We start from the raw sequence: 14078 nt of genomic DNA, 5'->3' as shown, positions 1-14078 counted from the left end.
CAACTCAGGCGAAGTGCGTCGCCAGCAGCTCACGGGCGCGGCTGACGAAGTCGCTTTCTCCACGTCGTGCGGGCAGAAAGTGAAAGGCCGCACGCGGCAACGCTGGCAAACCGTGCGGCGCGGCGAGCGGCGCAACACCGTCTGTCAGCGCCGATTCGTTGAGGCAGGCCACGCCCAGGCCCGCCGCGAGCGCCGACTGAAGTCCCGCGACGCCCGACGCCACATGCGCCACCTCGTAGGGGATGCGGCGCTGATCCAGCAGCTTGACGGTGTACTGGTGCAGCGAGCACGTGTCGGGCAGCACGAGCAGCCGCAGCGGCTCGCGGCGGACGAGCCGCATGCCGACAGCGCCCATCCAGATCAGCGCTTCGCGCCGCAGCACCTGCGCGCGCTCGGGCGCATTGCCTGAGGCGGTGGCGCCCGTGATGCGCATCGACAGGCCGACGTCGAAATCACCCTGCGCATAGCCGGCTTCGATCGCGCCGCTCTTGAGGATGTTCACGCGCAAGCGGACCTGCGGATAGCTTTCGCCAAGGCGGCTCAGCATCCCCGCGAGATCGCGCGGCCGGAAGTAGTCGGTCACCGCGAGGCGAAGTTCGCCGTGCAGGGTTTCGCCGCGCAGATCGCGAAGGGCTTCGTCGCTCAGCGCAAGGATGCGCCGTGCGTGGCCGGCGAGCCGCAAGCCGGCGCCGGTGGGCGCCACACCCGCCTTGCTGCGCGTGAGCAGCGCTTGCCCAGCCCGTTCTTCGAGCTTGCGAATCTGTTCGCTCACGGCCGACTGCGACAGGAAGACCCTCGGGGCCGCGGCGGTCAGGCTGCCGGCCTCGATGACTTCGACGAAGGTCCTGAGCTGTTCGATGTCGAAGGCCTGCATGGATCTATTCATCCGAAATTCCGATGATATCCATCATATCCTCCCGCTTTTCAGATGACACGGCGACTTTCAGAATTCACTGCACCCAACGCAGAAAGGACATCGCCATGCCCCACATCGTCATCCATCTGTCCGGCAATCCCGACACGACCCTCACGCGGCGCGTGGTCGACAAGGTCGCGGAACTGACGCAGACCGTGCTCGACAAGAAGCTGCCGGTGATCGCCATCACCGTGCAATACATCGCATCCGATGCCTGGTTCATCGGCGGCCAATCACTCGCCGAGCAGGGAAAGTCCGCCTTCCATCTCGACATCAGCATCACCGACGAGACCAACACGAAGGCGGAGAAGGCTCGCTACGTGCGCGAGGTGCATGCAGCGATGGCCGCATTGAGGAGCAACCTGCACGAAGTCTCGTATGTGCACCTGATCGACGCGCGTGCTGCCGCCTACGGCTATGGGGGACGAACCCAGGAATATCGACACCAGCAAGCCGGCGTTTGAACGCCGGGCGTGGCAACATGGCTGCTTCCCCGATCCCACGCCAGGAGCCGCCTTGAGTTCAGCGCCCCGTCTTTGCGACAGCCTCGGCAATCCGCTCAGCCTCGACGACCCGACGAGCCTGCGCGCGGTCAATGACTTCGTCGAAGGCTTCATCTCGTGCGAGGCGCGCGCGGTGGATGTGCTGGCTGCCGCGCACGACCCCAGCCCCATCGTGCAGGCGTATTGCGCAACGCTGCATCTGTTCGCGGAATCGGGCGATGCGGCCGCGAACGCGCGTCCCTTCATCGATCGCGCGCAAGCCGCATCCGCCCGCGCAACTTCACGCGAACAGCGCTATATCGCAGCCATCGCCGCGTGGGCCGAAGGCGACATCACACGCGCCATCGCGCTGCACGAGGAGCAGGCAAAGGAGCATCCGCGCGACCTGGCTTCGCTGAAGCTCGGCCAATACCACTGCTTCAACGTCGGCGACTGCCCGGGCATGCTGCGCCTGGCGTTGACCGCACTGCCACATGCCGGCGACGTTCCCTATCTGCACGGCATGGCCGCATTCGGCCACGAGCAATGCCACCGGATGCGCGAGGCTGAAGCCAGTGCTCGCCGAGCGATCGCCATGGAGCGCAAGGAGCCCTGGGCGCATCACGCGCTCGCCCACGTGATGCTCACCGAAGGCCGGCTCGGCGAAGGCCTCGACTTCATGCAGGGGGTGAGCGACACCTGGGTCGGACTCAACTCCTTCATGGTCACGCACAACTGGTGGCACGTCGCGCTCTTCCTGATCGACCTGGGACGTGACGCGGACGCTCTCACGGTCTACGACAACCACGTATGGGGCGTGGTCAAGGCGTACTCGCAGGACCAGATCGGCGCCGTGTCGCTGCTGGCGCGGTTCGAGTTGGCGGGCATCGACGTGGGCGATCGCTGGCAGGACGTGGGCGGCTATCTTGCGCATCGGCTCGACGACCATGTGCTGCCGTTTCTCGACCTGCAGTACCTCTACGGTCTCGCGCGCGCCGGTCGACCGGAGGCGGACACGCTGCTGCAGCGCATCGAAGACTTCGCGCCGAAAGCACCGCCATCGACGCGCAGCGCATGGCAGCGGGTGTGCGTACCGGCCGCGCGCGCATTGCTCGCGCATGCGCGCGGGGAGCACGCAACCGCGATCGAGGAACTGGGGCTGGCGCTGCCGCGCCTGATCGAGATCGGCGGCAGCCACGCGCAGCGCGATCTCTTCGAGCAGGTCTATCTCGATGCGCTCGTCCGCAACGGCACGGGCGGCTCGCTCGCCGGTGCGCAGGGAATCCTGCAACAGCAGGTCAATCGCCAGCCCGAATCGCGGCGATTGCTGCGACAGGCATCGGCGGTCTATGCCCGCCTCGGCCTGCCCGCCTGAAATCAGTCCTTCGCGACTTCGTGCGCGGCCATCTGCTCCAGCGCCTTCACCAGCGCCGAATGGTCGAGTTGGTCCCACCCATGGGCCGCACAGGACTGCATGAGCTGCGCGGCCGACGCGGTCTGGGGCAGGGCCACGGACATGGCCTTCGCGCCGGCGAGGGCAAGGTTCAGGTCCTTCTGATGCAGGCCGATGCGGAAGCCCGGATTGAAGGTGCGCTTGATCATCCGCTCGCCGTGCACCTCGAGGATGCGGCTGGCCGCGAAGCCGCCCATGAGCGCCTGCCGCACCTTGGCCGGATCGGCGCCCGCCTTGCTCGCGAACAGCAAGGCTTCGCCCACGGCCGCAATGTTGAGCGCCACGATGATCTGGTTGGCCACCTTGGTGGTCTGTCCGTCGCCATTGCCGCCGACCAGCGTGATGTTCTTGCCCATCTTCTCGAACAGCGGCCTGGCACGCTCGAACACCGCTTCGTCGCCGCCGACCATGATCGTGAGGCTCGCGGCCTTGGCGCCGACTTCGCCGCCCGAGACCGGCGCGTCGAGGTAATCGCAGCCAAGCTCGTTGATCTTCTTGGCGAAGCGCTTGGTGTCGATCGGCGAGATCGAGCTCATGTCGATCACCGTCTTGCCCTTCGACAGGCCCGATGCGACGCCGTCCTCGCCGAAGAGGACCTGCTCGACGTCCGGTGTGTCGGGCAGCATCAGGATCACGACATCCGCCGCACGCGCCACGTCGGCGTTGCTTGCGCAGGCGGTCGCTGCCTTGAGTGCTTCGGGCACCTTGCTGCGGGTGCGCACGAACATCTCGTGCCCGGCCTGAAGGAGGTTCTGCGCCATCGGCGCGCCCATGATGCCGAGTCCGATGAATCCGATCTTCATGATCAATGTCCTTTCAGTAAGAAGTTGAGCCGGCGGCCGGTTGCGCAGCGCGCATCTTGGCGAGCACCTGCTGCGATCCTGCCGCCATGAGGCGCGCATCCGAGCTCACGGTGACGAACTGGAAGCCCTTGGCGATGCGGGCGAGCGCGCCTTCGGGCGTGCCGTTGTGGATGCCTGCGACGAGGCCGTGCGCCTTCGCGCGTTCGAGGATGTGGTCGATCGCCTGCGCCACCGGCGGGTCGACATCGTCGAACACCGGCCTGCAGCCGAGCGCCAGCGAAAGATCCGAGGGGCCGATATAGACCGCGTCGAGCCCTTCGACCGACATGATGGCGTCGAGGTTTTCGAGCGCCTGCGCCGTCTCGATCATCGCGAAGGTCACGATGGTGTCGTTCGCGTGCTGCGGATAGTCGGCGCCGCCATAGAGCAAGGCCCGGATCGGACCGAAGCTGCGCGTGCCGCGCGGTGCGTAGTGCGTGTAGGCGACGAGCCGCGCGGCCTCGTCGGCCGTGTTGATCATCGGACAGATGACGCCGTAGGCGCCGGCGTCGAGCGTCTTCATCAGCGCCGCCGGGTCGAGCCAGGGGACGCGCACCACGGGCACCGTGTCGGTGGTGGAGATGGCCTGCAGCATCGGGATCATCGACTGGTAGTCGACGACGCCGTGCTGCAGGTCGATGGTGAGTGAATCCCAGCCCTGGTGAGCCATGGTCTCGGCCGAAAAGCCGTTGGGAATCGCGAGCCAGCCATTGACCGCGGCGCCCCCCGATTTCCAGAGCGTCCGCAGGCGGTTTTCTCTCATGTCGTCTCCTTGTGGTGTCGTCGAGCGGTCGGCAGGCTCAGCGATCGAAGGCCGGACGCTTGGGGTCGAACTTCCAGCCGGGGATCAGGCACTGCATCGCAACCGCATCATCGCGCGAACCGAGGCCGTGCTGCCTGTAAAGCTGATGCGCCTTCTCGACTTCGGCCATGTCGAGTTCGATGCCCAGGCCGGGCTTCTTCGGCACCTGCACCATGCCGCCCTCGATGCGCAGCGGTTCCTTCGTGAGGCGCTGGCCGTCCTGCCAGATCCAGTGGGTGTCGATGGCGGTCACGCGGCCCGGCGCCGCGGCCCCGACGTGGGTGAACATCGCGAGCGACACGTCGAAGTGGTTGTTGGAGTGCGAGCCCCAGGTGAGCCCCCAGTCGCGGCAGGTCTGGGCGACGCGCACCGAGCCGGCCATGGTCCAGAAGTGGGGGTCGGCCAGCGGGATGTCCACCGACTGCAGCGAGAGCGCGTGCGCCATCTGCCGCCAGTCGGTGGCGATCATGTTGGTCGCGGTCGGCAGGCCGGTGGCGCGGCGGAATTCGGCCATCACTTCGCGACCGGAAAAGCCCTCCTCCGCGCCGCAGGGATCCTCGGCATAGGCGACCACGCCGCGCATCCGATGACCGAGGCGGATCGCATCCTTGAGCAGCCAGCCGCCGTTCGGGTCGAGCGTGACCCGGGCCTCGGGGAAGCGCTCGTGCAGCGCAATGATGGCGTCGACTTCCTCGTCGCCGCGCAGCACGCCGCCCTTGAGCTTGAAGTCGTTGAAGCCGTAGCGCTCGCGCGCTGCTTCGGCCAGGCGGACGATCGCTTCGGGCGTCATCGCCTTCTCGTGGCGCAGGCGGAACCAGTCGTTGTCGGCGCCCGGCTCGCGCGCGTACGGCAGATCGGACTTGTCGCGATCGCCGATGAAGAAGAGGTAGCCGAGCATCTCGACCGCGTCGCGCTGCTGGCCCTCGCCGAGCAGCGCCGCCACCGACACGTCCAGGTGCTGGCCGAGCAGATCGAGCATCGCGGACTCGATGGCGGTGACCGCATGGATGGTGGTGCGCAGGTCGAAGGTCTGCAGCCCGCGCCCGCCGGAATCGCGGTCAGCGAACTTCTTCTGCACGCGCTGCAGCACGCCCTGGTGCTGGCCGAGCGGTTGGCCCACGACCAGATCGCGAGCGTCTGCTAGCGTCTGCCGGATCTTCTCGCCGCCGGGCACCTCGCCCACGCCGGTGCGGCCGGCGCTGTCGGTCAGGATCAGCAGGTTGCGGGTGAAGAACGGGCCGTGCGCACCGCTGAGATTCAGCAGCATGCTGTCGCGGCCGGCGACGGGGATCACCCGCAGTTCGGTGATCTTGGGAGTGGAGGAAGACATAGGTTCAGACTCTCGTAGAAGGTCAAACAGCGGCCGCGCAGCCGGCCCGTTCGCAGGCACCCGCGGAACCGGCTCCGCCGGGCCGCTGGGTGCGCCCCCTCGAGGGGGTGCAGAGCGACACGAAGTGCGCGAGGCTGGGGGTGGTCAGTCGATAGTTATCTTGCCGGTCTCGATCACTTTCTTCCAGCGGGCGTACTCCTGCTGCTGGAAGGCGGCGAACTGCGCCGGCGTGTTGGCGACGACTTCGAGACCGATGGCGGTGAACTGGCTCTTCACCGTCGGGTCGTTGAGCGCCGCGACCATCGCGCCGTGCGCCTTGTCGCGGACCGCCGTGGGCAAGCCCTTGGGCGCCACGATGGCCTGCCACGAATAGACGTCGACGTTCTTCACGCCGGCTTCGGCGATGGTCGGCACGTCGGGCAGAACGGGCGAGCGCTTCTCGCCCGTCACCGCGAGCGCCTTGAGCTTGCCGCCCTTGATGTACTGCACCACCGCGTTGACGTTCTGGAAGGACGCATCGACCTGGCCGCCCAGCAGGTCGGTGATGGCCGGCGCGCCGCCCTTGTACGGCACGTGCAGGCCATGCGTCCCCGTCTGCTGCCAGAAAAGCTCGGCCGTCAGGTGGTCGCTCGATCCGTTGCCGGACGATGCAAAGGTCATCTTGCCCGGATTGGCCTTCAGACTGGCGATGACGTCGGCGACCGACTTGTGCGGCGAGTTGGCCGGGACGACCAGCACGTTGGGCGCCTGCACCGCGACGGTGATCAGGTCGAAGTCTTTCAGCGCATCGTATTGAAGGCCCTTGATGAGGTGCGGCGCGATCACCAGCGGGCCCAGGGAGGTGACGAGGAAGGTGTAGCCGTCCGGCGGCGAGCGCTTGACCTGTGTCGCGCCGATGGTGCCGGTCGCGCCGGCCTTGTTGTCGACGATGAAGCTCTGGCCCAGCTTTTCGCCGAGCTTGGGACTGATGGCGCGGGCGACCATGTCGGTCGAACCGCCCGCCGGGAACGGAACGACGATGCTCACCGTTTTCTGGGGCCAGTCCTGCGCATGAGCGCCGGTGGCAGTCGCAACGGCGATGGCGCCTGCGGCAATCAATTTCCTGAAGTTCATGAAGGTGTCTCTTTCGATGGTAGCGCTATCTTCGATGCCCGAATGATAGCGCTACCGTGAAATTCGACAACGGGTTCGAACCTAGGGTTTACGCGGATCAGGCGCTGTCGCGCTCGACGATCGAGAAGCCGATGTCGATCACGCGCTGGTCGACCGGACGCCCCTCCGCGCGCTCGACGATGAACTGCGCGGCCTGGCGCCCGATAGCGGCGCCGTCGATGCGCACCGTGGTCAGCGCCGGCTGCAGGTCGGCCGCGAATTCGAGATCGCCGAAGCCGACGACCGCGAGCTGTCCGGGCACCGCGATGCCGCGTGACTGCGCTTCGATCATCACGCCGAGCGCCAGCAGGTCCGAGCTGCAGAACACGGCGTCGATGCCCGGATGCTCGCCGAGCAGCTCGGACAGGGCCGTCCGGCCGCTCTTCAGCGTCGTCGGCGCGGGCACGCGCTTGACCGGCACCTCGGGCAAGCCTGCCGCGCGTGCCGCCTCGCAGAAAGCGCCATGCCGCCTGCGCGCCCGTTCGTCATCGCCTGCGACCACCGCGAGATGGCGGCGTCCCTTGGCGCGCAGGAATTCGGCGACCTTGCGCCCCACCTCGGCGTGCGAAAAGCCCACCAGCATGTCCAGCGGCGTCGGTGTGAGGTCCCAGGTCTCGACCACCGGAATGCCCGCCGCCAGCAGCCGCTTGCGTCCCTCGGGCGAATGCATGATGCCGGTGAGCACGATGCCGTCCGGCCGGCGGCCGATGATGGCTTCGAGCAGCGCGTCCTCGCGCGAATTCACGTAGCCGCTCTGGCCCAGCATGAGCTGGTAGCCACGCTCGCCGAGCGCCTCGGTCAGCGATTGCACCGTCTGGAGGAACACCGGCCCCGCGATCGTCGGCACGACCGCCGCGACGAGTCGGCTGCGCGTCGACGCCAGCCCGCCCGCGAGCACGTTGCGCACATAGCCGGTGCGACTGACGGCCTCGGTGACCTTCCTGAGCACCTCGGCAGACACCTGCGAAGGCGAACTCAGCGCACGCGATGCAGTGATCGGCGCCACACCGGCGAGCTTCGCGACATCGTGCAGCGTGACCGCGCCGCTGCCACGGCGGGTGCGGCGGACGGGGGCGGCGCCATCTTTGCTCATGCGCCCCATTCTAGGCGCGCTGATAGCGCTACCGCGCGCCGGCTACTTCTTCAGGTGCCGCCGCTGGTCGTAGGTCGGCTGGGCCGGCAGATCGTCCAAGTGCCGCGTGTCGGCCCAGTCGACGATTTCAATGCGATCGGGGGCGGAAGCGTCGGCAAGGCGGATGCGGTTGAAACCCGCGTTGGGAATCTCGCTCTGGCGCGGACCGTTCAGGCCCAGCCCGCGGGCGGTTCGCCAGACCATGTCGAGCACGCCGCCATGCGTCACCACCAGCACGCTCTGGCCCGAATGTGCCGTGGCGATGCTGCCGAGCGCATCGATGATCCGCCCGTGGAACTGCCTTGCCGACTCGCCTTCGGGCATGGCATGGTCTTCGCGGAACTGCAGCCAGTCTTCCCACGCGCGCGGATGCAGGGTCTGGATCTCCTCGGCCCGCATGCCTTCGACCACCCCGAAGTTCTGCTCTCGCAGCGTGACCGTGGTCGCGATCGCCAGCTCGAGTTGCTGCGCCGCCGGCGCCGCGGTCTGCTGCGCACGCATGAGGTCGCTGCTGACGAGGTACTGCACGGACTCCCCCGCCAGTCGCAGGCCGAGCCTTCGGGCCTGCTCGTGGCCCATGTCGTTGAGTGGCACGTCGATGTGGCCTTGAAAGCGGAGTTCGCGGTTCCAGTCGGTTTCGCCGTGGCGGATCAGGATGAGTTCGGTGGTGGGCATCGGCGCCTATTGTCCGCGCACGCGGGTGACGTCGCGATGTCTCCCCGTGCGATCGCGGAGAATCGACGCATGCCACGTCTTGTCCTGCTGCCTGGGCTCGCCTGCGACGAGCGCCTCTGGGAAGCGCAGATACCCGTCCTGCGCCCGACACTCGATGTGCACGTCACCGACGTGCACATGCGCCACGACCGCATCGAGGCCATGGCGGCGGCGCTGCTCGCGGAGCACCCCGGTCCGCTGGTTCTCTGCGGTGCATCGATGGGCGGAATGATCGCGATGGAAGCGACCAGGCAGGCGCCCGATCGCATCGTGGGACTCGCCCTCCTCGGCACCAATGCGCGCCCCGAAACGCCCGAGATGTACGAGCTGCGCCAATCGGCGATCGAACTCTTCGAGCGCGGCGAAGCGCGCGACGTGATCGAACTCAACGCAGGCTTCGCGTTTCACCCGGCACAGGCGCGCGACGACGCGCTCATTCAGCGCTATGTCGAGCTGATCCTCGACGCCGGCGCCCCGCAGCTGATCCGCCAGAACCGCGCGCTGATGGAGCGGCCCGATGCACGCCCGCACCTCGCGCACCTGCGTTGCCCGACACTCGTGCTTTGCGGCGACGCCGATCGCCTCACGCCGCCGGAATGCTCGCGCGAGATCGCGGCGCTGATGCCGCACGCGGAACTGGTCTGGGTCGCCGAATGCGGCCACATGCTCACGATGGAGAAGCCGGCCTTCGTCAACGAGACGCTCGGCCCGTGGCTGCAGCGCGTCGTTCAAGGCGCGTAAGCACGCTTCAGTGCAACTGGCCGCCGGTTTCTCGCAAGTCCTCGCGCACCTCGATGGAGGTTGCAACAGCGATCCGCAGCGCGGCGATCACGGCATCGAGCGACATGCTGGGCGCCCCTGGCAAGCGGGTCGCCTGTTCCGGCAGATAGGGGATATGAATGAACCCACCGCGCATGCCGTGCACCGGCCGGGTCGCGATGCGATGCATCAATCCGAAGAAAAGGTGGTTGCACACGAAGGTGCCCGCCGAGTTGGACACCGCCGCCGGTATGCCGGCCGCGCGCAGGTCGCGCACGATCGCCTTGATCGGCAGGCTCGAGAAATAGCCCACCGGCGCACCCGCGACCACCGGCTCGTCGATGGGCTGGCAGCCGGCGTTGTCGCAGATGCGGCCGTCGTCCATGTTGATCGCCACGCGCTCGGGCGTGATCTCGCTGCGCCCGCCCGCCTGGCCGACGCCGATGACGAGTTGCGGTCGAAGCTCGTCGATGGCCGCATCGAGCTCGCGCAAGGCGGCGCCGAACACGCACGAGATGCGCCGCGCATGCACCGTGGCGCCTTCGAGGCGCCAGCCGTCCAGCGAGCGCACCGCCTCCCACGACGGGTTGATCGCGTCCTTGTCGAACGGTTCGAAGCCGGTCAGGAGGACGTTCACGATCTGCGCCGGATCGTTCAGGCCGTGGCGGCGACGGCGATGCCTTCGGCCGCGAGCCGTTCGCGGATGCGTCGCGCAAAGGCCAGCGCATGCGCGCCGTCGCCGTGCAGGCACACCGTCTGCGCATTGACCGGCACCACGCTGCCGTCGATGGCGGTCACGCGGTGGTCGCGCACCAGCGACAGCGTCTGTGCGAGCGACTGCTCTTCCTCCTCGATCAGCGCACCGGGCTGGCTGCGCGGGACGAGGCTGCCGTCGGGCTGGTAGCCGCGGTCGGCGAAGACCTCCTCGACCGGCGTGAGCCCCGCGCGCTGGGCCGCCGCGATCATGCCGCTGCCGGCGAGACCGAAGAAGCGCAGCGTCGGATCGAAACGCCGCACCGCCTCGCAGATCGCATCAGCCAGCACCGGGTCCTTCACCGCCTGGTTGTAGAGGGCGCCGTGCGGCTTCACATGCGCAAGCATTCCGCCCTCGGCCTTCACGATCGCCGCCAGTGCGCCGATCTGGTAGAGCATGCCGGCGACGGTTTCATCGGGCGGCAGATGCATCGTGCTGCGGCCGAAGTTCTCGCGGTCCGGAAAGCTCGGATGCGCGCCGATCGCCACGCCCTTGTCGATCGCCCAGCGCACGCACTGGCGCATGGTTCGCGCATCGCCCGCGTGCCAGCCGCAGGCGATGTTGGCCGAACTCACCAGTCCGAGCAGCGCTTCGTCGTTGTCGCAGCCTTCGCCGAGGTCGGCATTGAGATCAATCCGCATGCGTTTCTCCATGGAGAGGATTCTGCGCCGGCGTCAGCCACCCCATCGACAGCAGGCCCTGCGCGAGGTGGGCGAGATAGCGCTTCTGTTCGCCCCAGGCCGCGAGCGCCTCGGCAGTCTCGACCGGACGAAAGCGCAGGCGGCCATCGAGCGGCGCCTGCGCCAGCTTCCACAGATCGGCGCGAATCACCACGCCCACGCGCGGATAGCCGCCGATGGTCTGCGCGTCGCCCATCAGGACGATCGGCTGGCCCGAAGGCGGCACCTGGATGGTGCCGGGAATCACGCCGGACGACAGCATGTCACCGTTGCGCTTGCGCTTGAGCTCCGGGCCTTCGAGTCGGCTTCCCATGCGGTTGCTCTGCGGCGTGATGCGCCATGCATCGCGCCAGATCTGCTCTCGCGACGCGACCGTGAAGAACTCGAGCTCGGGGCCGGGAACGATGCGAAGCTCGATGGCGCCATCCGCCGGGTCGGTGTGCCCGGACGGCATTCGGGCACCGAACGCACGCCTTTCCAACTGGGCCGTCGTGAGCGCACTCGGGCCGCAGATCAGAGTGTCGTGGGCCTTCAGGGCACGGCCCTCGTGGCCGCCGAAGCCGGCCATCAGATCGGTGCTGCGCGACCCGAGGATCACCGGCACGTCGATGCCGCCGGCAACCGCCAGCCAGGTGCGGATGCCCGCCTTCTTGCGCGAGCGGTTGGCGCGTCCGAACGTGAGAATCTGTCCGGCGCGCACCGGCACGCTCCAACCCGGCCAGACCGGTTGGCCGTCGAGCCGGGCGTCGAAGTCGTCGCCGGCCCAGGCGACGCGCGTGGCCGCTTCGAAGCGCAGCTCGCAGCCGCCCATGGTGAGTTCCAGCCCCGCCGCGCCGTCGGGATTGCCGACCAGCCGGTTCGCCAGCACCAGCGCCAGCGAGTCGAGCGCCCCCCCGGGGCAGATGCCGAGGTGCCGATGGCCATGCCGGCCCAGGTCCTGCACTGAAGCCAGCATGCCCGCACGAAGGACCGTGATGGCGGCCGTCAAAGCTCCACCCTTTCCGCGACGAAGCGGACGCGGTCACCGGGACGCAGCAGCGTCGGGGCCTCCGCGCGGGGATCGAACAGCGGCACCGAGGTTCGGCCGATCAGGTTCCATCCGCCTGGCGAGACCATCGGGTAGATGCCAGTCTGCTCGCCACCGATTCCGACCGACCCGGTCGGAACCGCCACGCGTGGGGCCGCACGACGCGGCGTGGCGAGCTCCGGCGCGAGCCCGCCCATGAACGCGAAGCCGGGCAAGAACCCGAGCAGGTAGACGACGTAGTCGCCTTCGCAGTGCCGCCGGACGACATCCGCCGGCGTGCGGCCCGTGTGCGCGGCCACATCGGCCAGATCGGGCCCTGATTCGCCGCCGTAGACCACCGGGATGTCGATGCGCCGCCCTCCGAGGGGCGCCGCTGCGAGTTGCGGCCATGCGGAGAGCACCTGCATTTCGAGCTCGACACCGTCGATCTGCTCGGGATCGAAGAGCAGGCTCAGGTTGTTCATGCCCGGGAGCACCTCGCGCACGCCGCGCCATTGCGCGGCTTCGGCCGCGAGGGCCCAGATCTGCTGCTGCTGAGCAAGCGTCGCCGGCGGTGGCAACTCGCACACCAGGGCCGCCTCGCCCAGGGGATGCAGGCGAGGCAGCGCGGCGTCGGTCATACCGCCCCCAAGCTCGGCACTGCCGTGTCCTCGCGGCCCCCCAAGGGGGCGTGAGCTTGCTTGGGGCGGCCCGGCGCGGCGCTCATGCAGCCCCCACGCTCGGCACTGCCGTGTCCTCGCGGCCCCCCAAGGGGGCGTGAGCTTGCTTGGGGCGGCCCGGCGCGGCGCTCATTCGCGCCCGAGGCTGTTCACCTTGGCGAGCAGGGCCTCCTGCACCTTCGGCGAGACGAACTTGTCGACCTCGCCGCCGAGCATCGCTATCTCGCGCACGAAGGTGCTGGAAATGAACTGGTACTTGTCGCTGGGCGTGAGGAACACCGTCTCCACTTCCGGCATCAGCGAACGGTTCATGCCCGCCAGCTGGAATTCGTAGTCGAAGTCGGTCACCGCGCGCAGGCCGCGCACCATCGCCTTGCCGCCGCGCGCGACGACGAAGTCGCGCAGGAGCCCCGAGAAGCTCTCGACGGTGACCCGATCGCTGTAGGCGCTCACCGCAGTGCGGGCCATGTCGATGCGCTCCTGCAATGTGAAGAGCGCCTTCTTGTGGTGCCCCGCGGCGACGGCGACGATGACCTTCGAGAAAAGCTGGGTTGCGCGCCGCACCACGTCTTCGTGGCCGAGCGTCATCGGATCGAATGTGCCGGGGTATACCGCGATCACGTTGCTGGTCATGGTTGCTCCTCTCATGCAGCCGCTCGCGGCCCTGTGTTTCGGCGGATTATGCAGCCGCGTCCGCGGCACGCTGAAGAAGGTGCGCATGCACCGCGCCGGCCTTGAGATGGCGGTACACGACGAGGCCGAGCGACGCGAGTTCCTCGTCGTTCCAGCGCCGCGCGGCTTCGAGGTAGATCACACCGGCTGGCCGCAGCGCGCGCATCGCAGCATTCAATGCGGGCGCATAGAGGCCCGCGTTGTCGAACGGTGGATCGAGGAAGACGACATGGAGAGTGCCGGCCGGCGTGCGCTCCAGCGCCGTGATGCCGTTGCCGCGTTCGACGCGCACCGCTTCTGCAGAGAGCTTTGTCCTGAGCGCCTGCAGTTGCGCGACGAGCGCCGGGTCCTGCTCGCACAGCAGGACCGACTCGGCACCGCGCGAGGCGGCTTCCAGCCCGAGCGCGCCGGTGCCCGCGAAGGCATCGACGCAGCGCCATCCGGGCAGTTCGCCGCCACCGGCACCTGCGAGGCTGGCCAGCCAGTTGAAAAGGGTCTCGCGCACCCGGTCGGGCGTGGGACGCAAGCCGGCCTTGTCGGCCACGGCAAGGCGGGTTCGCTTCCATTCGCCGCCGATGATGCGGACGAAATGAGGCGCCTTGGCAAGTCTGGCGAGGGCGGCAGGCGATTTGGCGGGGATGGATTTTCGGGGCGCGGGTTTCACGCCCAAAGCTTAACGGCATCGAAGGCGCGGATTGCGCCTT

16 protein-coding genes are annotated in these 14078 nt (G+C 68.1%); 3 read left to right on the top strand and 13 right to left on the bottom strand.

Translation table 11 applies throughout. The features are described 5' to 3' along the window. Positions 1–4: 4 nt before the first annotated feature. Positions 5–874 carry a LysR family transcriptional regulator gene (locus tag WKW77_RS29005; RefSeq protein WP_340360404.1) on the bottom strand — a complete coding sequence of 290 codons (870 nt, stop codon included), beginning with the start codon at positions 872–874 and terminating at the stop codon, positions 5–7. Positions 875–981: 107 nt separating this feature from the next. Here WKW77_RS29005 and WKW77_RS29000 point away from each other — a divergent pair, with 107 nt between their 5' ends. Together WKW77_RS29000 and WKW77_RS28995 are read left to right on the top strand one after the other, a co-directional pair. Further along, complete coding sequence (locus WKW77_RS29000; RefSeq protein WP_340360360.1) at positions 982–1380, top strand: tautomerase family protein; 399 nt, start codon at positions 982–984, stop codon at positions 1378–1380. 52 nt (positions 1381–1432) lie between these two features. Beyond that, positions 1433–2773: a tetratricopeptide repeat protein gene (locus WKW77_RS28995; protein WP_340360359.1), complete on the top strand. Its 1341-nt coding sequence runs from the start codon at positions 1433–1435 to the stop codon at positions 2771–2773. A 2-nt stretch (positions 2774–2775) separates the two neighbouring features. Here the strand turns inward: WKW77_RS28995 and glxR are convergent, their stop codons facing one another. The 6 genes from glxR to WKW77_RS28965 form a co-directional block, all read right to left on the bottom strand. After that, positions 2776–3654 (bottom strand): 2-hydroxy-3-oxopropionate reductase, encoded by an 879-nt coding sequence (glxR, locus tag WKW77_RS28990; RefSeq protein WP_340360358.1) that lies wholly within the window; start codon positions 3652–3654, stop codon positions 2776–2778. A 13-nt stretch (positions 3655–3667) separates the two neighbouring features. After that, positions 3668–4456, bottom strand: a complete 789-nt coding sequence (locus WKW77_RS28985) for an HpcH/HpaI aldolase family protein (RefSeq protein ID WP_340360357.1) — start codon at positions 4454–4456, stop codon at positions 3668–3670. Between the two features lie 37 nt (positions 4457–4493). Then, positions 4494–5825 carry a glucarate dehydratase gene (gene gudD / locus WKW77_RS28980; protein WP_340360356.1) on the bottom strand — a complete coding sequence of 444 codons (1332 nt, stop codon included), beginning with the start codon at positions 5823–5825 and terminating at the stop codon, positions 4494–4496. Between the two features lie 144 nt (positions 5826–5969). Next, positions 5970–6938, bottom strand: coding sequence for a Bug family tripartite tricarboxylate transporter substrate binding protein (locus WKW77_RS28975; RefSeq protein ID WP_340360355.1), 969 nt, complete (start codon positions 6936–6938; stop codon positions 5970–5972). A 97-nt stretch (positions 6939–7035) separates the two neighbouring features. Further along, on the bottom strand, positions 7036–8070 hold the full coding sequence (locus WKW77_RS28970; RefSeq protein WP_340360354.1) for a LacI family DNA-binding transcriptional regulator: 1035 nt from the start codon (positions 8068–8070) through the stop codon (positions 7036–7038). 42 nt (positions 8071–8112) lie between these two features. Then, complete coding sequence (locus WKW77_RS28965) at positions 8113–8784, bottom strand: histidine phosphatase family protein (protein ID WP_340360353.1); 672 nt, start codon at positions 8782–8784, stop codon at positions 8113–8115. A 69-nt stretch (positions 8785–8853) separates the two neighbouring features. Between WKW77_RS28965 and WKW77_RS28960 the strand changes: the two genes are divergently transcribed. Next, positions 8854–9564, top strand: coding sequence for an alpha/beta fold hydrolase (locus WKW77_RS28960; protein WP_340360352.1), 711 nt, complete (start codon positions 8854–8856; stop codon positions 9562–9564). 7 nt (positions 9565–9571) lie between these two features. Here the strand turns inward: WKW77_RS28960 and pcp are convergent, their stop codons facing one another. The 6 genes from pcp to WKW77_RS28930 form a co-directional block, all read right to left on the bottom strand. Further along, positions 9572–10222 (bottom strand): pyroglutamyl-peptidase I, encoded by a 651-nt coding sequence (gene pcp, locus WKW77_RS28955; RefSeq protein WP_340360403.1) that lies wholly within the window; start codon positions 10220–10222, stop codon positions 9572–9574. A gap of 14 nt (positions 10223–10236) precedes the next feature. Then, positions 10237–10977 carry a 5-oxoprolinase subunit PxpA gene (pxpA, locus tag WKW77_RS28950; protein ID WP_340360351.1) on the bottom strand — a complete coding sequence of 247 codons (741 nt, stop codon included), beginning with the start codon at positions 10975–10977 and terminating at the stop codon, positions 10237–10239. Then, positions 10967–12004 carry a 5-oxoprolinase subunit C family protein gene (locus WKW77_RS28945; protein ID WP_340360350.1) on the bottom strand — a complete coding sequence of 346 codons (1038 nt, stop codon included), beginning with the start codon at positions 12002–12004 and terminating at the stop codon, positions 10967–10969. Before WKW77_RS28945 ends, pxpA begins: the two co-directional genes overlap by 11 nt. Then, complete coding sequence (gene pxpB, locus WKW77_RS28940) at positions 12001–12663, bottom strand: 5-oxoprolinase subunit PxpB (protein WP_340360349.1); 663 nt, start codon at positions 12661–12663, stop codon at positions 12001–12003. Before pxpB ends, WKW77_RS28945 begins: the two co-directional genes overlap by 4 nt. A gap of 168 nt (positions 12664–12831) precedes the next feature. Then, the gene (gene coaD / locus WKW77_RS28935) at positions 12832–13335 is read right to left on the bottom strand and encodes a pantetheine-phosphate adenylyltransferase (RefSeq protein WP_340360348.1); all 504 of its coding nucleotides are present in this window, start codon (positions 13333–13335) and stop codon (positions 12832–12834) included. Between the two features lie 46 nt (positions 13336–13381). Beyond that, entirely contained in the window at positions 13382–14038 is a 657-nt protein-coding gene (locus tag WKW77_RS28930) for an RsmD family RNA methyltransferase (protein ID WP_422823288.1), read from the bottom strand. Between the last annotated feature and the right edge of the window lie 40 nt (positions 14039–14078).

This window comes from Variovorax ureilyticus, from assembly GCF_037889935.1.
Classification (GTDB): domain Bacteria; phylum Pseudomonadota; class Gammaproteobacteria; order Burkholderiales; family Burkholderiaceae_C; genus Variovorax; species Variovorax ureilyticus.
Note: the sequence above shows the minus strand (reverse complement) of the source record. Positions and strands in the feature narration are given on the sequence as shown.